General features: G+C 38.5%; 17 protein-coding genes. 8 read left to right on the plus strand and 9 right to left on the minus strand.

The annotated features are described in order from the left end of the window. Nucleotides 1-9 precede the first annotated feature (9 nt). Nucleotides 10-1299, plus strand: a complete 1290-nt coding sequence (locus tag OQ268_RS06650; RefSeq protein WP_265855333.1) for a citrate synthase — start codon at nt 10-12, stop codon at nt 1297-1299. Nucleotides 1300-1374: 75 nt separating this feature from the next. Here OQ268_RS06650 and OQ268_RS06655 read toward each other — a convergent pair whose 3' ends face one another. From OQ268_RS06655 to OQ268_RS06675, 5 genes are all read right to left on the minus strand, one after another. Further along, the gene (locus tag OQ268_RS06655) at nt 1375-2490 is read right to left on the minus strand and encodes a DUF3667 domain-containing protein (RefSeq protein WP_265855334.1); all 1116 of its coding nucleotides are present in this window, start codon (nt 2488-2490) and stop codon (nt 1375-1377) included. Nucleotides 2491-2507: 17 nt separating this feature from the next. Next, nucleotides 2508-3893 carry a nucleoside permease gene (locus tag OQ268_RS06660; RefSeq protein ID WP_265855707.1) on the minus strand — a complete coding sequence of 462 codons (1386 nt, stop codon included), beginning with the start codon at nt 3891-3893 and terminating at the stop codon, nt 2508-2510. Between the two features lie 181 nt (nt 3894-4074). Further along, nucleotides 4075-4689, minus strand: a complete 615-nt coding sequence (locus tag OQ268_RS06665; protein WP_265855335.1) for a bifunctional nuclease family protein — start codon at nt 4687-4689, stop codon at nt 4075-4077. A 65-nt stretch (nt 4690-4754) separates the two neighbouring features. Continuing rightward, nucleotides 4755-5723, minus strand: a complete 969-nt coding sequence (locus tag OQ268_RS06670) for an electron transfer flavoprotein subunit alpha/FixB family protein (RefSeq protein ID WP_265855336.1) — start codon at nt 5721-5723, stop codon at nt 4755-4757. A gap of 64 nt (nt 5724-5787) precedes the next feature. Next, the gene (locus tag OQ268_RS06675; RefSeq protein WP_265855337.1) at nt 5788-6525 is read right to left on the minus strand and encodes an electron transfer flavoprotein subunit beta/FixA family protein; all 738 of its coding nucleotides are present in this window, start codon (nt 6523-6525) and stop codon (nt 5788-5790) included. A gap of 61 nt (nt 6526-6586) precedes the next feature. On the opposite strand from OQ268_RS06675, the gene OQ268_RS06680 reads away from it, so the two are divergent. Together OQ268_RS06680 and chrA are read left to right on the plus strand one after the other, a co-directional pair. Beyond that, nucleotides 6587-6922, plus strand: a complete 336-nt coding sequence (locus tag OQ268_RS06680; RefSeq protein WP_265855339.1) for a tetratricopeptide repeat protein — start codon at nt 6587-6589, stop codon at nt 6920-6922. A gap of 16 nt (nt 6923-6938) precedes the next feature. Then, nucleotides 6939-8156, plus strand: a complete 1218-nt coding sequence (chrA, locus tag OQ268_RS06685) for a chromate efflux transporter (RefSeq protein WP_265855340.1) — start codon at nt 6939-6941, stop codon at nt 8154-8156. A gap of 202 nt (nt 8157-8358) precedes the next feature. On the opposite strand, the gene dnaB is transcribed toward chrA, so the two are convergent. Beyond that, entirely contained in the window at nt 8359-9924 is a 1566-nt protein-coding gene (gene dnaB / locus OQ268_RS06690; RefSeq protein ID WP_265855341.1) for a replicative DNA helicase, read from the minus strand. Between the two features lie 200 nt (nt 9925-10124). Between dnaB and rlmB the strand changes: the two genes are divergently transcribed. Both rlmB and OQ268_RS06700 read left to right on the plus strand, forming a co-directional pair. Continuing rightward, the gene (rlmB, locus tag OQ268_RS06695) at nt 10125-10892 is read left to right on the plus strand and encodes a 23S rRNA (guanosine(2251)-2'-O)-methyltransferase RlmB (protein WP_265855342.1); all 768 of its coding nucleotides are present in this window, start codon (nt 10125-10127) and stop codon (nt 10890-10892) included. Between the two features lie 67 nt (nt 10893-10959). Further along, the gene (locus tag OQ268_RS06700; protein WP_265855343.1) at nt 10960-11709 is read left to right on the plus strand and encodes a DUF5995 family protein; all 750 of its coding nucleotides are present in this window, start codon (nt 10960-10962) and stop codon (nt 11707-11709) included. On the opposite strand, the gene OQ268_RS06705 is transcribed toward OQ268_RS06700, so the two are convergent. Together OQ268_RS06705 and OQ268_RS06710 are read right to left on the minus strand one after the other, a co-directional pair. Next, the gene (locus OQ268_RS06705; protein ID WP_265855344.1) at nt 11706-12797 is read right to left on the minus strand and encodes a mannose-1-phosphate guanylyltransferase; all 1092 of its coding nucleotides are present in this window, start codon (nt 12795-12797) and stop codon (nt 11706-11708) included. The genes OQ268_RS06700 and OQ268_RS06705 overlap by 4 nt on opposite strands. A gap of 14 nt (nt 12798-12811) precedes the next feature. After that, complete coding sequence (locus OQ268_RS06710; protein ID WP_265855345.1) at nt 12812-13780, minus strand: KpsF/GutQ family sugar-phosphate isomerase; 969 nt, start codon at nt 13778-13780, stop codon at nt 12812-12814. Between the two features lie 91 nt (nt 13781-13871). Between OQ268_RS06710 and recQ the strand changes: the two genes are divergently transcribed. The 3 genes from recQ to OQ268_RS06725 all read left to right on the plus strand — a co-directional run bounded on the left by recQ (nt 13872) and on the right by OQ268_RS06725 (nt 17708). Continuing rightward, on the plus strand, nt 13872-16061 hold the full coding sequence (gene recQ, locus OQ268_RS06715) for a DNA helicase RecQ (RefSeq protein WP_265855708.1): 2190 nt from the start codon (nt 13872-13874) through the stop codon (nt 16059-16061). Nucleotides 16062-16176: 115 nt separating this feature from the next. Continuing rightward, on the plus strand, nt 16177-16989 hold the full coding sequence (kdsA, locus tag OQ268_RS06720; protein ID WP_265855346.1) for a 3-deoxy-8-phosphooctulonate synthase: 813 nt from the start codon (nt 16177-16179) through the stop codon (nt 16987-16989). Beyond that, nucleotides 16989-17708 carry a YqjF family protein gene (locus tag OQ268_RS06725; RefSeq protein ID WP_265855347.1) on the plus strand — a complete coding sequence of 240 codons (720 nt, stop codon included), beginning with the start codon at nt 16989-16991 and terminating at the stop codon, nt 17706-17708. The genes kdsA and OQ268_RS06725 overlap by 1 nt, the downstream gene beginning before the upstream one ends. 60 nt (nt 17709-17768) lie before the next feature. On the opposite strand, the gene OQ268_RS06730 is transcribed toward OQ268_RS06725, so the two are convergent. Next, entirely contained in the window at nt 17769-18185 is a 417-nt protein-coding gene (locus OQ268_RS06730) for a DUF6526 family protein (protein WP_265855348.1), read from the minus strand. Nucleotide 18186: the final 1 nt, after the last annotated feature.

The raw sequence follows: 18186 nt of genomic DNA on the forward strand, positions 1-18186 counted from the left end.
TACAATAATATGTCAGATATTGCAGAGATCAAAGTTGATGGTAAGACTATAGAATTGCCAGTAATTACAGGAACGGAAGATGAGAAGGCCATTGATATTTCAAAGTTAAGAGATCTAACTGGTTTCGTAACATTAGATACCGGATTTAAAAATACAGGTTCAACTAAGAGTAAAATTACCTTTTTAGATGGTGAGCAAGGTATATTAAAGTACAGAGGTTACTCTATCGAAGAGCTTGCTGCAAAATCAAGTTTTTTGGAAGTTATCTATTTAATTATTTATGGAGACCTCCCTACGCAATCACAATTAGAAGCTTTACAGGCTGATATTAGTAAACATACCCTCATTCATGAGGACATGAAGAAATTTTTTGATGGATATCCGTCAAAATCTCATCCTATGGGTCAACTGGGATCGCTTATTTTTTCGCTTTCTACCTTTTATCCTGAGTGTTTAAAACCAAACCAAACTGCCGAAGAACAAGACTTAACAATTATTAAGTTGCTCGCCAAATTCCCAACAATTGTTTCTTTCGTCTACAAAAAGTCTCTTGGGCATCCACTTATTTATCCAAAGAATAAATATGATTATGTTACCAACTTCCTTTGGATGACTTTCGGTCAGCGAACAGAAGACTATGATGTTAACCCGATTGTTGTAAATGCAATGAACAAACTTCTTATATTACATGCTGATCATGAACAGAATTGTTCTGCATCAACTGTGCGTATTGTAGGTTCTTCAGATTGTAATTTATATGCTTCTATTGCAGCAGGGATTGCGGCGTTATGGGGTCCACTTCACGGTGGTGCCAATCAAGCTGTTATCGATATGCTTGAATTAATTAAAGCAGATGGGGGTGATACTGAAAAGTGGATTAATAAAGCTAAAGATAAGAATGATCCATTCCGGATGATGGGATTTGGACACCGTGTTTATAAAAACTTTGATCCTAGAGCCAAGATTATTAAAAAAGCTTGTGATGATATTTTAGAAAATTTGGGGATTAATGATCCGATTCTAGATATAGCTAAAAAGCTGGAAGAGGCTGCATTGACGGATCAATATTTTGTTGATAGAAAGCTTTATCCAAACGTAGACTTTTATTCTGGAATTATTTACAGGGCATTAGGTTTCCCTTCCGAAATGTTTACGGTGTTGTTTGCCTTAGGTCGTTTACCCGGATGGATTGCACAGTGGAAAGAGATGCACGAGAACAAGGAGCCAATTGGTCGCCCTCGCCAAGTCTATGTTGGCGAAACCGACAGAAAATTTGTGCCATTGAACGATAGGAAATAATATTCCTAATCTCATAAAAAAGATCCTGCTAACATTCAAAATTGGCGGGATCTTTTTGTTTAAAACGAGTGTTGGTCAGCTTGTAATAAAAGAAATGATATTAATCATGATCTTTTCAGTAATTAAAAAAGCAAAGCCATACATGAAAAATATCCACATCATACGCCAGATGGTAGTACTGGTTTTCCTTTTATAGAATTTAGACAATGCCTTGAACATGTACCATAAGACGTATACAATTACCGCTAAACCGATGGTTGCACTTACCCAGGAATGCTCTCCAAACACGCGATGTGTTAATGGCGTTGCTACTATTTGAACAATGAAATATGCCGTCATCCCATGTATCGTGAAAATAAGATGATCCAGGTAGTAAATGTGGTTTTTTCTGAAATTCCACATGATAAAAAGTGCCAATAAGGGCATCAATAAAAAATATTGTTTTGGTCTATTATGCTCTAAGGTTTCTTGTATAATTTCAGACTTCTGGCTTAATTTGATAGATCTTTGCTTAAACATGCGTTCCAGCCAATTATCCCTTTTTGAAGTAGGTAACGTTTTCTGACGTGCGAGATATGCCTCATACGTACTATCGTTGCGGCTGGCATGGATATCGTTGTAGTCCTCGATAATTTGCCTAAGGGAATCACTATTATTTGTTTTAGCTTGTTCTCTTAAATCATCTAGCTCACGTTTTTGTTCAATAAACGACTGATCATAGAAAGTCTCCCTATCAATTCGCTCAACAATTATGCTCTTCGCTTCATTTGCAATGGCTGGAGAGTTTTTCGCCAATCCTGCTCTTTCAAGCTCTTTATTGGTGCTGTCTATTATTTCTTTACCATTAACTTTAGTACCATTCTGTTTAGTTCCTATATGCTTAGGTGTATATGCGATTAGAAAATATACAATCGAAACGAAAATATACATACTTACGGGATTGATGTAGCGAGCACGTTTTCCAGCCAGATAATCTAATGTTACCTGGCCAGGATTAGAAAGTAGTGGCTTTAAGGTTTGAAAAAACTTGTTATCAAAATGAAAATAATGAGCAATGCTATGGCTAATAAAACCCCAGAAATTTTCTTTGAGCTCTAGGTTAGGTTGACCGCAATTGCTACAATAATGGGTTTCTACATGCGAACCACAGTTTAAGCAGTTGTGCTCTTTTCTGTATTTACCTGTTGACATAGATGAGTTTGAGAAAGTTAATGGGTAATTGCATCAATGGCTTTTTCTTCAGCTTTAGTGTGTTTATGCTTAAATAAAACAGCAAAAAGTACGGTAATGATTAATGCATAAATTGTAAAAGAAAGCCAGATATGGTGCCAGTCTTTCATATGGATAGCCTTGTCGAACGTGCCATTATCCATCATGCTCACGCCCTGGCTTTTAACAAAATCGATAAGGTTGCTATTACTAGGGTCTGAGCCTACAAATTCAGAAGTTTCTCTGATGTTTATGAAAGATTTTGTGAAATATTTATCAATCATCCACCCAGAAACTAAACTTCCAAAGACAGCGCCGAAGCCATTTGTCATCATCATAAACAACCCTTGCGCAGAAGATCTTGTTTTTGCTGTGGTAGATGTTTCCACAAATAAGGAACCCGAGATATTAAAAAAGTCGAATGCCATGCCATACACAACACACGACAAAATAATCATCCAGAGATTACCTGAAGGATTACCATATGCAAACAAGCCGAATCGGAAAACCCAGGCCAGCATGGCAATAATCATTACTTTTTTGATACCGAAACGTTTCAGAAAAAAAGGTATGGCCAAAATAAATAAAGTTTCAGAAACCTGAGATATCGACATGATGATTGTAGAATACTTTACTACGAAAGAGTCTGCATATTTTGGGAAATGTTTAAATTCATCTAGAAACACATCCCCGTAGGCATTTGTTAATTGTAATGCACCACCCAGAAACATTGAAAAGATGAAAAATAAAGCCATCTTATAGTTGGTAAAAAGCTTGAAAGCTTCTAAACCAAGCGTCTGAATTAAGGATGCCTTTTCTGAAATTAATTTGCTTGGAACGCATTTTGGTAAAGAAAAGGAAGATAAACCTAATAGTAAAGCACCAGTACCAGCAATGTAAAACTGATATGCACTTGCCTTGTTTCCTGTTAAATTGGTAATCCACATGGCGGCGATGAACCCAACAGTTCCCCAAACGCGGATTGGAGGAAAATCTTTTACAACATCAAGGTTTCCAGACTTTAAGGTAGTATAAGATATAGAATTACTTAATGAAATGGTTGGCATATAAAAACACATGGCTACGAGTATTGTCCAAAAGAATGCGTTCGGTGTTTCTACCTGGGGAAGGTAAAACAAAACAGCTGCATAGAGGATGTGTAAGATTCCGTAAAGTACTTCCGCATTAACCCATTTATCTGCAATAATTCCAGTAAGCGTTGGCATGAAAAGCGAAGCAAAACCCATTGTGGCGAAAATAGCGCCGAACTGTGTTCCATCCCATTGTTTGGTACCGAACCAATAATTTGCTATAGTGATAAGCCATGCGCCCCATACAAAAAACTGCATGAAACTCATCAGCGTTAAGCGAAACTTAACATTCATCATATTAGTGTTTGTTTGATTTTTGAAAGTAAAGGCTGAATATAGAACTTATTTGAAACATAATTTAATAAAGCGCCCAAATTATTTTACACAATTTGGGCGCTTACTATATTTTGTTATTGTTATTCTAGTGAGTGATAAAAACCAGCATTTCTATCAGCTTCATGAGCAGAAATTTCTATTAAGATGTGCCTCGTTTATTCAATTCATCTCGTAACCTGGCCGCTTTTTCGTAAGCCTCATCTGCAATAGCCTGTTGCAATTTTTGCTGCAGTTCTTCTAATGATAAATCGCCGAAATTTTGCTGTTTAGCAACATTGGGCGTGCTATCTGCATCTGGTTCCTTCGCAATGGCATCCATATTTTCCAAAAAAAGAAAATCATTGCCCTCTATCACAATTCCGGCAGAAGCTAAAATGAACTCGTAGGTATAGATTAAGGCATTAAACCGAACCGCCAAGGCAATTGCATCTGATGTTCTGGCATCAATTTCGTGTACGTTTTTGCCGTCACTGCAAATAAGTTTCGCATAGAAAACACCATCAACGAGGTTGTAAATGATAATTTCCTGAATGTTGATATGAAACGTATCGGCCATCGATTTAAATAAATCATGGGTCAATGGCCTACTTGGGGTCATTTTTTCAATTTCTATTGCTATGGCCTGTGCTTCAAATGCGCCAATTATAATGGGCAGACGCCTTCTACCGTTCACTTCTCCTAACACCAGGGCATAGGCACCAGATTGGGTCTGGCTGTAAGATAATCCTACAATATCTAACTTAACTTTCTTCATACGCTTTGTTGCCAGGTTAATTGTTCAAAATCATTTTAAGTTCTAACAACTAACCGCTGACAAAATTATCCTTTGTGTGCCTTTAAAGCCTCAATCAATTTTGGAACTACTTCAAATGCATCTCCAACAATACCATAATCAGCTACCTTAAAGAAAGGTGCTTCCGGGTCTTTATTAATGACTACAATTACTTTAGATGAGCTTACGCCCGCCAGGTGTTGGATGGCACCAGATATACCAATTGCGATATACAAATTTGGACTAATCGCAATCCCTGTTTGTCCAACATGTTCTGAATGTGGACGCCAATCAGCGTCAGATACAGGCTTAGAACAAGCAGTCGCCGCACCTAAAAGGTTTGCCAATTCTTCAATCATACCCCAGTTCTCAGGTCCTTTTAATCCTCTGCCAGCAGAAACAACTAACTCCGCATCAGGCAATGATACTTTATCTGTCGCCCTCACAATATCCTTAATCAAAGTGCCTAGATCTGATTGTTTAACATCTGCAGCAAAGTTTTCAATAGAAATCTCTGTCGGATTTTCTTTTACACCAAAGGCATTTGGATTTAAAGCGATAACTTTATTTGCCGATGTAAGTTCTGTAATTGCGAAAGCCTTTCCAGAGAAGGCTGTTTTTTTGACAGCAAATTTACCATCGGTGCTTGGTAGTTCTACTGCGCCATCTGCTAAACCAGCTTCTAGTTTAACAGCTATACGTGGCGCAAGTCCTTTTCCAGAAAAAGAATTAGATAATACCACTATATCTGCACTTTCCTGAGCAGCTGCCGCTGCAATCACGCTTGCATAAGCCTGGTTCACAAAGGTTTTCAACTGCTCGGAGCTCACGTTAAGTACCTTTTGGGCACCGTATTTTCCTAATTCTTTAAGTTCGCCCTCTGCAACATCGCCAATTGATATAGCTGTTAAATTTGTTGATTGTTGGTTAGCGATGGCTTTGGCATAAGAAACTGCCTCAAAAACAGATTTCTTAAATTTTCCTTCAGCCTGTTCTACATATACTAATATTGCCATATAATTATGTCTTTATCCGAAATGGATATCTTAAAAACGATTGATTAATTATTTTGATTAAAGATTAAATCACTTTTGCTTCACTATGCAACAAAGCAATTAGAGAAGCTGTTTCATCTGCCGGTATCAATTTTACTGTACCACGTGGAGCCGGTGTTTCATACTTAGTAACCTTTGTAACTTCAGCTACTTCAACAGCCTCTACAACTGCCAATGGCTTCGTTCTGGCGCTCATGATGCCACGCATATTAGGTATTTTAGGTTCTGCAACACCCTCTGCGCAACTGGCTATAAATTTCCCTGTTACCTGAACTATTTCTTTGCCACCTTCAATTTCTCGCTCAATTGTAGCTGTATCTCCATCCAACTCCAGTTTTTTAATAATAGAAATAGATGGAATATCCAAAAACTCACCCACCATTGCTGCAACCTGGTTCCCATTGTAATCAATAGATTCTCTCCCGGTTAAAATCATATCAAAATCTTGGCCCTTAGCATACTCGGCAATTTGTTTCGCAACAAAATACGCATCCCGGGGCGCAGCATTAATACGTACAGCATCGTCTGCTCCAATAGCCAGTGCTTTCCTAATTGTCGGGTCGTTTGCAGCCTCACCAACATTAATCACTGTTACAGTACCTTTTCCACCCTCGGTAAGGGTTATAGCTTTAGAAAGTGCAATTTCATCGTAAGGGTTAACTATATATTGCACGCCTGTGGTATTGAATTCGGTATTATCGTTGGTAAAAGTTATTTTTGTAGTGGTGTCGGGCACATTACTGATACAAACTAGTATTTTCATAGTATTACAATTTATATTAAAGGTCTTTCTGCAAATTTAATTAAAAAAGCAAGGAAATAAAATGTCATCTACCCGTTTAGCAAAGTTATTGGAGTTTTTAGAAAGTGAACCTAACGACCCTTTTATTCTATATGCCTTAGCCACAGAGTATAACACTGAAAATAATATGGAAAAAGCGTATGCTTTTTACCTTAAGTTAACCAATGAACATCCAGATTATGTTGGAACCTATTACCATTTTGGCAAATTATTAGAAAAAGATGGAGACAAAGAGAAAGCAATTGAAATCTACCAGAAAGGAATGGAAATCGCCAGAGGCAAACGAGATATGCATGCGTTCTCAGAATTACAGGGTGCTTATAATAAAGCAGCGGGTTTAGATTATGAAGATGACTAGTATCTAAAGCCAGCCCATGCAAACCCAACCCATCTCATCCAGAAAGCAGTTGCTTTTTCTGCATAATGTATTATTTTTCACTTTCACATCTTTCGGAGGTGCGCAAGCACATTTGGCGTTGCTTTTAAAGTACTTTGTACATAGCAGCAAGTTTATTTCAGAAGAAGAATTGTTAGAACTAAACGCCTTGGCACAAGTGCTGCCTGGTCCGGCGTCTACCCAAACATTAGTAGGAATAGCCTGGAAAGTTGGCAGGTTAAAATTAGCCATAATTACATTCTTAATTTGGATTTTGCCTACAGCCTCCATCATGACTTTTGCTGCGATTAGTTACGCCTTACTAGATCAAAAACAAAAGTTTAGCGATGTCTTGGAATATATCCAACCAATTGCGCTAGGTATTGTAGCATATGGAGCCTGGAAACTAGGCAGAAAAGTGCTCACAAACCAAGTGGCCATTTTTCTAGCTTTCGGTTCGGTTGTAGCCACCTTTGTACTTAGAAATGCTTATGTATTTCCCTTGGCGATTTTGGTAGGCGCAATCATTTCCTCAGCGATAGCTGCTCCAAAAGAAGAGTCTGAGCTTCGCGTTAGGCTATTCTCTAATATCAACCCAAAAAAAATGATTTACTTTTTGGGAGCTTTATTACTTTTTGCAATGGTTGGGGCAATCATTAATAGAACTTCGCCTTTCAGTTTGCCCATCCGTTTACTAGAAAATTTTTATCGTAATGGCATCCTTGTTTTTGGCGGGGGCCAGGTATTGGTGCCGCTTATGTTTACGGAGTTTGTAGATATGAAACATTACCTGCAGGCCCCTGGTTTTTTATCGGGCTTTGCGCTGCAGCAGGCCTTACCTGGTCCCACATTTTCCTTTACAAGTTACTTAGGCGCTTTAAGTATGAAAACATTTGGCTATGGCACCTGGGGGCAAATTTTGGGGGGTATTATCGGCGTTGTGGGCATCAACTTACCCGGGTTAATTTTGGTTTTATTTATCGTGCCATTTTGGGATGATCTAAAAAAAATCTCCAGAATCAAACATAGCCTGGCCGGAATAAACGCCGTAAGTGTAGGGTTCATCATTGCTGCATTTATACTTCTATTAATTCCAATGGGCTTTAATTGGCTATTTTTAGCCATTATGGCGGTCACATTTTTATTGTTGAATTTTACCAGAGTAAGTCCGCCACTTATTGTGCTGGCTGGAATAATGATTGGCTACATTTTTTAAAATCAGAAAAGCAAAGCTAGTCGTTTTCATTACCGTTAGCCCTGCCATTCGCTTATACGCCTGCAGGCCTTAGCCACGAGGCCGGTATCCGCACTGTCAGGTTTAGATACCAAAGCAAGTACTGCTATACAACAACAACGTGCCTCTAGCTTATTCAAAAGCTGAATCAAAACCTGCAATATTAATAAGGTGCTAAGCTTCTCTAAAACGGTGGATCATCATCATTATAATCATCCATTTTAGATGGACGAATGATGACGTTACTTTGTTTTTCAAAATCTTGCGATGGATACATACCAGCAGATGGGTCTGCAGCTGCGAATGAACTTGGTGCGCTAAAATCTTCCTCTAAATCAGCAAATTTTACAAACTTCCCAATAAAGCGAAGGGGTACAATCCCTGTTTCACCGTTACGGTGCTTTGCTATAATTACCTCACCAATACCCGCTTGCGATCTGCCTTGCTCATCTTCAGTTATCCCGTAGTATTCTGGGCGGTAAAGGAAAAGTACCATATCCGCATCCTGCTCAATCGATCCAGATTCACGTAAGTCTGATAACATTGGTCGTTTACCCTGCAAACCAGGTCTGCTCTCTACAGCACGGCTTAATTGTGATAGTGCAAGAACTGGAACATCTAATTCTTTTGCAACAGATTTAAGCGCCCTTGAAATACTACCAATTTCCTGTTCACGGTTACCGCCACCTTTACCACCTTCGCCTTTACCATGCATCAATTGCAAATAATCCACAATTACCAATTGTATATCATACTGAGACTTAAGCCTTCTGCATTTTGCCCTAAATTCAAAAATATTAAGAGCAGGAGTATCGTCAATTAGTAAAGGAGCTTCCGTTAAACGGCCAATCTTGCTGTGTAACTGTTGCCATTCCCACTCCTGTAAATTTCCTTTCCTTATTTTTTCCTGTTCAATTTCAGCTTCTCCAGATATTAGACGATTCACCAACTGAACAGATGACATCTCCAATGAGAACACTACTGTGGGTTTTTGGAAATCCACTGTCGCATTTCTAGCACATGTTAAAACAAAAGCCGTTTTTCCCATGGCAGGTCGGGCAGCTATAATTACCAAATCTTGTTTTTGCCATCCCCCGGTAATTCGATCTAAGCCAGTAAACCCGGTTGGAACGCCTGTTAAACCATCTGTTTTTGTTCTTAACTCTTCTAACGTAGCCAAAGATTGCTTAATAATATCATCCATTTTCTGCGTATCTCTGCGCAAGTTGTTTTGGGCAATATCAAATAAGCCTTTTTCTGCATGATCCAATAAGTCGAAGATATCTGCAGTATCCTCGTATGCTGTCGTAATAATATCAGTAGAAATTCTAATCAACTCTCTTTGAATGTATTTTTGAGAGATAATTCGGGCATGGTATTCTATGTTCGCAGCAGATGCAACCCTGTTGGTTAAATTGGTGATATAATAAGCACCGCCAATCATTTCTAATGCCCCCATTTGGCGTAACTCTGCGGTTACGGTTAAAATGTCAACTGGCTTAGATTTTTCGAACAGCATGTGTATTGCTTCGAAAATTTTTTGATGAGCTTCCTGATAAAAAACTTCTGGTTTCAGAATGTCAATTACTGCCGATAGGGCATCTTTTTCCAGCATTAATGCGCCTAGCACCGCTTCCTCTAAATCCAATGCCTGTGGTGGTAGCTTTCCCATTGAGCTAACCGTGGTATTCAGTCGTGCCTTTCTCGCTGTTAAACTATTTTTTCCGCCTTGTCCGTTATCGATACTCATTTCACAAAAGTAATTAAAAGTTTAACTCCATGTTCGATTAAGTTACTACTAGTTTGTTAACAAATTTCCTGATAAGGAAATTTGGTTTGGAAGGTTAGCACGACGAGATCGTTATTTTAAACAATTAAATGTTAATAAGCCACCTATTAGATTAGTGCCAGAACAATTATTTGAATACTTTTGCCAAACAATTTGAAATCATGGATAATTTTAGAAGACCACAGCGACCAAAAGAGAACAACGAGTTTGTATTTGGTATCAGGGCGGTGATAGAGGCTGTAAAAGCTGGCAGAGATATCGAAACCATTTACCAGCAACGTGGCTTAGGTGGTGAACTTTTCTTAGAGCTTAAAGCCTTGCTTAAGGATACGCTGATCCCCCTAAATGCTGTTCCTGTTGAGAAATTAAACAGGATGTCTCAAAAAAATCATCAAGGGGTAATTGCAGTAATTTCTCCAATAACCTATCAGAACATCGAAGATATTGTTCCTGCGATTTTTGAAAGTGGTGAAGTACCACTAATTTTGGTGCTCGATAGCGTAACCGATGTGCGCAATATGGGTGCTATTGCCCGTACTGCCGCCTGTGTAGGTGTTCACGCGATCGTTGTCCCGTTGAAAAATGCCGCACAAATTAATGCAGATGCGATTAAAACTTCGGCAGGTGCTTTATTTAGTATTCCGATTTGTAGACATGCGAATTTGCATAAAACCTGCTTGTTTTTACAGGAAAGTGGTTTGCAGGTGGTAGCATGCACCGAAAAAACTACAGATTTAATTTATGCGCCAGATTACACAATGCCTACGGCAATTGTAATGGGTTCGGAAGATGAAGGGATCTCAAATGATTTATTAAGAGTTGCCGATCATTTGGCTAAAATTCCAATGTCAGGTAAAATTGAGTCCCTGAATGTATCTGTCTCCGCTGCCGTAATCTTATATGAGGCCATAAGGCAACGAACAACCTAATTGATAAATAGGCTGTTAGCTTTCTTATTTAAAATATTTTGCTATTTTTAATAAGAATTACACACTTATGCTACCCGCCAAAACCATTGCCGAAGTTGTTTCTCGTTTAGATGAAATTATCAATACTAGCATTGCTCAAAAATCAAGGTTAGGCTATTTTGCCTGTCTATATCGGAAAATGACGTTGGATGTGGATAGGGGAATAAAGGACGGTTTTTTTGCTGATGCACAAAGAATGGAGCGCTTGGATGTAATTTTCGCCAACCGGTACATCAGCGCTTACTATAGTTACGCCAAAAGAGATAAGATCACATCATCTTGGAAAACTGCTTTCGAAGCCACAAAGCAGCCCTTTACCGTGATACAACATTTACTTCTCGGGATGAATGCACACATCAATTTAGATTTAGGTATTGCAGCAGCAGAGGTAAGCAAGGGTACTGACATACAGCTTCTTAAGGCTGATTTCAACCTCATCAATAATGTAATTGGAAGCTTAGTGAATAGTGTACAAACAGACTTACAAGAAATTTGTATGCCGATGAAACTGGTTGAGTATGTAGATAACAAACACAAGGAATCTGTGATCAACTTTAGTATGCAGACTGCCAGAAATACTGCCTGGATTAATGCAGTTGCCTTGTCATCATTACCGCAAGTTGAATACAATTCCTATATCAATGGATTAGATATGAAGATTTCCCAAGTGGGTCGTAATATTATAAATCCTAACTTCTCTCAAAGCTTAATATTGAGATCGGTTAGGATTTTCGAACCTAGTGATGTAGGTGAGATCATAAAATTTTTGAAAGATTAACTGAATTTCGTCCCAAATCTGGATTTTACTTCAGCTGCAAATTCCTTTACTTTTTGCTCTTCGTTTCTTGGGCAAATCATCAATGTATTATTATTTTCAACAACGATATAATCGTGTAAACCGTTTAAAATAACAAGCTTATCCTTTGGCACGTTAACCATACAGTTAGATGAATCAAACATAATAACCTGTTCAGAAGGGATTACAGCATTCCCTACATAATCTTTCTCCGCCATCTCATATATCGATGCCCAGGTGCCCAGATCAGACCATCCAAAATCAGAAGGTAGTACGTAAACATTATCGGCTTTTTCCATAATTCCAAAGTCGATAGATATATTGGTGCACTGAAAATAGGCGTTGTTAATAAACTCTTTTTCCCCGCCTTTATTTAACTCTGTTCTTCCCAGATTAAATATTTCGAACATGTCTGGCAGGTGTTTTTCGAACGATTTGAGTATAGACTTTGCAGACCAGATAAAGATACCGGCGTTCCATAAAAAGTCTCCACTTTGGATAAATGATTTAGCAAGTTCCAAATTTGGTTTTTCAGTAAATGTTTTAACACGGTGCAAATCAGTATCAGTATTTAAAACGTAATCTGTATGCTGAATGTATCCATAACCCGTGTCTGGCCTATTCGGTTTGATACCGAGGGTAATAAGGCAATCATTTTTGGACGCTGCATCTAAAGACTGTTGAATGGAGTCTACAAATCCATCTACATCTGCGATTGTATGATCTGATGGTGCCACTACAATCGTTGCATTCGGATTTAACTCCGCAATTTTAAAACTGCCGTAGGCAATGCATGGTGCGGTATTACGCATTAGAGGTTCTGCAAGAATCTGGTTCTCGCTCAATGAAGGAAGTTGGCTCTTGATTAAATCAGAATAAATTTCATTGGTAACAATGAAAATGTTTTCAGGAGGGCATATCTTCAAAAAACGCTCATAAGTGCTTTGTATTAAGGTTTTTCCTACCCCAAAAAAGTCGATAAATTGCTTTGGATATTCTGTTCTACTAACTGGCCAGAAACGGCTTCCGACGCCACCAGCCATAATTAATGCGTAGTAATCTTTATTCATGTTATGTTTTTATATTACACGATCCCCTCGTTAAGTAGATCGTGAAGATGGATGATTCCAAAGTAGTTATTTTCTTTAAGAACAAGTAATTGGGTGATGTTATTTTGTTTAATGATGTTTAGCGCTTCCACAGCCAAGGCGTCATAAGACACACTTTTCGGAAACTTTCCCATAATGTCTGCAGCTTTAAGCCCTTGAATGTCACTGTTATTTTCAAGCATTCTGCGAATGTCGCCATCGGTAATTACACCAACAACACTTTGTTCGCTATCAACAACAGCTACTGCCCCCAAACGGTTTTTACTAATTTCTATTAGTACATCTTTCACGGTTGCATCGGGGTTTATATGCGGCCTTTCGTTATTTGATGCCAAATCACCAGCTCTCAAATAAAGTTTTTTACCAAGAGAACCACCTGGATGATATTTTGCAAAATCCAATTCGTTGAATTCCCTACATTCCAAAAGGCAGATCGCCAGCGCATCGCCAAGGGCTAATTGTGCTGTTGTACTGGTAGTTGGCGCCAGGTTATGGGGGCAAGCTTCTTTCTCAAAAGAGGTATTAAGTGTTAGATCGGCTTGTTCTGCAAGGAAAGATTTTAATTCCCCAACCATACCGATAAGGGTGTTTCCGGCAGATTTCAACAGGGGCACAAGAACCTTTATTTCGGGGGTATTTCCGCTTTTTGACAGGCAAATAATGATATCATTTCTCTGTATCATACCCAAGTCGCCATGTATAGCATCCGCGGCATGCATGAAAATTGCAGGTGTGCCTGTAGAATTGAAGGTGGCAACAATCTTTTGAGCAATGATGGCACTTTTTCCAATTCCGGTAACAATAACCCGACCATCACATTTAAAGATAGTAGATACCACTTTTTCAAAATCATCGTTAATGTTTTTCGCAACATTCAATATTGCAGCCGCCTCTAGCTCTAAAGTGCTTATGGCCGATTGGATTATATATTTTTTACTTTTCAAAGAGAAAATAATTGTTTGTGGATACTTTAAATTCTTGTAAAATTATGTTATTTTGGATACAAAAATAGCATCGCATATTTTATTACACAAAATGGACGTGAAAAAGTCGTTATTTGATAACCTGCAAAATTTCTTTGGGTTTGATAATTTCAAAGGTGATCAGGAGTCGATCATTACAAATATTTTAGAAGGCAGCAACACTTTTGTGATTATGCCAACTGGCGGAGGAAAGTCTATTTGCTATCAATTACCGGCTTTAATGAGTGAAGGAACTGCAATTGTGATCTCTCCATTAATTGCATTAATGAAAAATCAGGTTGATCAGTTAAGGGCATTTGGTGGGAACGACAGTATTGCCCACTTTCTGAATTCATCATTAAATAAATCTGAAATCACCCAAGTTAAGTCTGACCTTTTAAGTGGGCAGACAAAGTTACTATATGTTGCGCCCGAGTCTTTAGCAAAACAGGACAATATTGAATTCTTAAATTTAATTAAAATTTCTTTTGTTGCAGTAGATGAAGCGCATTGTATTTCAGAATGGGGACACGATTTTAGGCCCGAATACAGGAAAATTAAACAAGTGATAGCTGGCCTAGGCAACAACATACCCATCATAGCACTTACCGCCACAGCAACGCCTAAAGTGCAACAAGACATCATGAAAAACCTGGGGATGTCTGAAGCGACGCTGTTTAAATCTTCGTTTAACAGACCAAATTTGTTTTACGAAATTCGCCCGAAAAGAGACATCACGAAAGAAATCATTAAATATATTAAGTCAAATCCTGGGAAATCCGGTATCATTTATTGCCTTAGCAGGAAAAAAGTAGAGGAAGTTGCAGAAGCCCTTAATTTAAATGGCATCAGTGCCTTGCCTTACCATGCAGGTTTAGATCCGAAGGTTAGGGCAGAGACACAGGATAAATTTTTGATGGAAGATGCAGAGGTGATCGTAGCTACTATTGCTTTCGGTATGGGTATAGATAAGCCTGATGTACGTTTTGTAATTCATCATGATGTGCCTAAAAGCATGGAAGGCTATTACCAGGAAACGGGTAGGGCCGGAAGAGATGGTGGAGAAGGTGTTTGCATCGCGTTTTACGCCCAAAAAGATGTGGATAAGTTAGCCAAGTTTATGAAGGATAAGCCAGTTTCTGAACGTGAAATTGGAACCCAAATACTTAAGGAAGTAATTGATTATGCCGAATCAGGCGTCTGTCGTCGAAAACAGATTTTACATTATTTTGGAGAGAATTTTAATGAAACTGGCTGCAATTGCATGTGTGATAATTGCAAAAAACCTAAAAAGCAATTTGATGCGGAGGAGCAGTTAACCACGTTGTTAAAATTCATCGAAAGAACAGGGGAAAAATTTGATGATGCACATCTATTAAATGTGTTCTTAGGTTTGGAAACCGCCCAAACTATTGCTTATGAGCATAGTAAGTTGCCAGAGTTTGGTGTAGGCAAGCAGGATGGCGAATTGCTTTGGAAATCGGTAATTAGGCAGGCGGTTTTAAACAATTATCTGTACAAAGACATTGATAACTATGGATTACTTAAGTTAACCAAGCAAGGCAAAGATTATATCGTTAACCCATACAGCTTAAAGTTTATCCTCAATGAACCTATTGAAAACGGGACTGAAGATGATGATGATGATGTTAAGCAGGGTACCGGAGCTTTAGATACGCATTTACTTCAGTTACTGAAAGACCTTAGAAAGAAGATTGCAAAACAGAAAAATGTCCCCCCATTTGTTGTGTTTCAAGATCCATCACTAGAAGAGATGTGTACGCACTACCCGGTAACCATGGAGGAAATGCGCCAAATTTCTGGTGTGGGCTCTGGCAAGGCAATGAAGTTTGGTTCACCTTTTATTGAGCTTATCAAAACGTATGTTGAAGACAATGATATCGAGAGGCCCATCGACTTAATCATTAAGACCCAAGCCAATAAATCTCAAATGAAGGTCTCTATCATTCAAAATATAGACAGGCAGATTGGTTTGGAAGATATTGCTGATGCAAAAGGCATTACTTACGAAGAGATTTTGAGAGAGGTAGAATCTATTGTCAATTCCGGAACTAAACTTAATCTGAATTATTTTATCGATGAGGTTATTGATGATGATAGGCAGGATGAGGTTTTTGATTATTTTAGGTCTGCAGAGAGTGATTCTATTGACGAGGCACTGAACGAACTGGGAGAAACGGACTATACCCGAGAAGAGATTCAACTGATGAGAATTAAGTTTATGTCTGAATTGGGAAATTAATTCAAAGTAAATTTTTCTAGCTGGAACAAGGTGATGGGCAATCCTTGTATCCTAGCGGCATACCTTAACAACGCTCTATAAAATTACAATCAATAATAACTTCTATATTGCTTTTATGCTTAATTACTTAGATAAACTCAAACATACCAATTCGCATAATTTTTTTTTAATGGCTGGGCCTTGTGCAATAGAAGGAGAGGAGATTGCATTGCGTATAGCCGAGAAAATTGTGACGATAACCGATAAATTACAAATTCCATATATTTTTAAGGGATCATACCGCAAGGCAAACAGGAGTAAGGGTAGTTCTTTTACGGGTATTGGTGATGAGAGAGCACTTAAAATCCTCGAGAAAGTCGGACGTACTTTTGGCGTGCCTACGGTTACAGACATCCACGAGAGCGATGAGGCAGCAATGGCTGCGGCTTATGTTGATGTGCTTCAAATTCCTGCTTTTCTTTGCCGGCAAACCGATTTGCTAATAGCAGCCGCTGAAACAGGAAAAGTTGTCAATGTAAAAAAAGGTCAGTTTTTATCTGCCGGTTCGATGAAATTTGCGGTAGAGAAAATTAAAGAGGCTGGAAATGATAAAGTTATTTTAACAGACCGGGGAAATACTTTTGGCTATCAGGATCTTATCGTCGATTATCGGGGCTTGCCAGAGATGCAAAGTTTTGGTGTGCCAGTGGTAATGGACTGTACACATTCTTTGCAGCAACCGAATCAAAGTAGTGGTGTTACAGGGGGAAAGCCTGAATTAATTTCGACCATTGCAAAGGCCGCTATCGCTGTAGGTGCAGATGGATTATTTATTGAAACCCATCCCGATCCCGCAAACGCAAAATCTGATGGCGCCAATATGTTACACTTGGATTTACTCGAAGAAACATTGGTTAAACTGATCCGAGTTAGACAAGCCATAGTATAATGTTAAAAAATAATGGCGTTTTTCTAACAGCAGAATGGCGCAAACTGGCAATGGCCCAATACGAAGTAGACGAAAAAATCTTAAATAAATACTTACCTCAAGGTACGCTTTTAGACGACTGGAAAGGTAAGTATTATGTAAGTTTAGTTGGCTTCATGTTTTTGGATGTGCGGCTAAAAGGCTTCAATATTCCTTTTCATACAAATTTTGAAGAAGTTAACCTTCGCTTTTATGTCAAGTATCAGCATGGTAATGAGTGGAAACGTGGCGTGGTTTTTATCAAAGAAATTGTTCCATTACCAGCAATTACTTTCATAGCTAGAACAGTTTATAAAGAAAAATACCAAACCTTGCCTATGAAGCATGTGTGGATTGAGCAAGCACATCAAATAGAGGTAGACTACCTTTGGAAAAATCGGCATTGGCACAAGTTTTCTGTACAAGCAAACCCGGTGCCGGTAGAAATGGAGCTAGGTAGCGAAGCAGAATTTATTACTGAACATTATTGGGGATATACTAAATTAGGTCCAGATAAAACTTCGGAATACGGCGTACAACATCCACGATGGCAGGTTTATAATATCAAAGATTACATCATAGATGTTGATTTTGAAATCAACTACGGGAAAGACTTTTCTTACCTAAATAACGAAAAGCCATGCTCTGTCATATTAGCAGAAGGTTCTGAAATAAAGGTCCTCAGAGGTCGAAAATTTTAAATTCTAGCCTCGTTTGCAGTTGGCGATCACATTTGTTGATTAGATATTGCAATAAAACGCTTAAATCCTGTGATAATCGCCACGCCACTTTTTTATATTCTTTTTAATCTCATCTGGTGAGAGATTTTCATTTAATGTCCGCTCCGTCAAATCAATGAATTCTTCATCACTGGCAAACCTGAGTGCCAATATTTGACCTAGCTTTAGCTCGTTTGGCAATGGTTTACCTGTAAGTATGAAGTACCGTAACTTTTCCTCTGCTCTTGCCGCACGATCTTGTGCTTTCAATGCCGACATTCTAGAAATCAGAGCAACCATTAAAATCAAAAAAAAGGCAAGCACCACCAATGTGCTCAACAGGTTCGGATTGTTTACACAGCCGTAAATTGCAAAACACAAACCAATAAAAGTAAGTGGAATAGTGAAAAAATGAAATAATGGGTAAAATCTTTTGTGGTTATTGTATTGCTGTGCCATA

Origin of the sequence: Pedobacter sandarakinus, from assembly GCF_026240095.1 — a bacterium.
Taxonomy (GTDB): domain Bacteria; phylum Bacteroidota; class Bacteroidia; order Sphingobacteriales; family Sphingobacteriaceae; genus Pedobacter; species Pedobacter sandarakinus.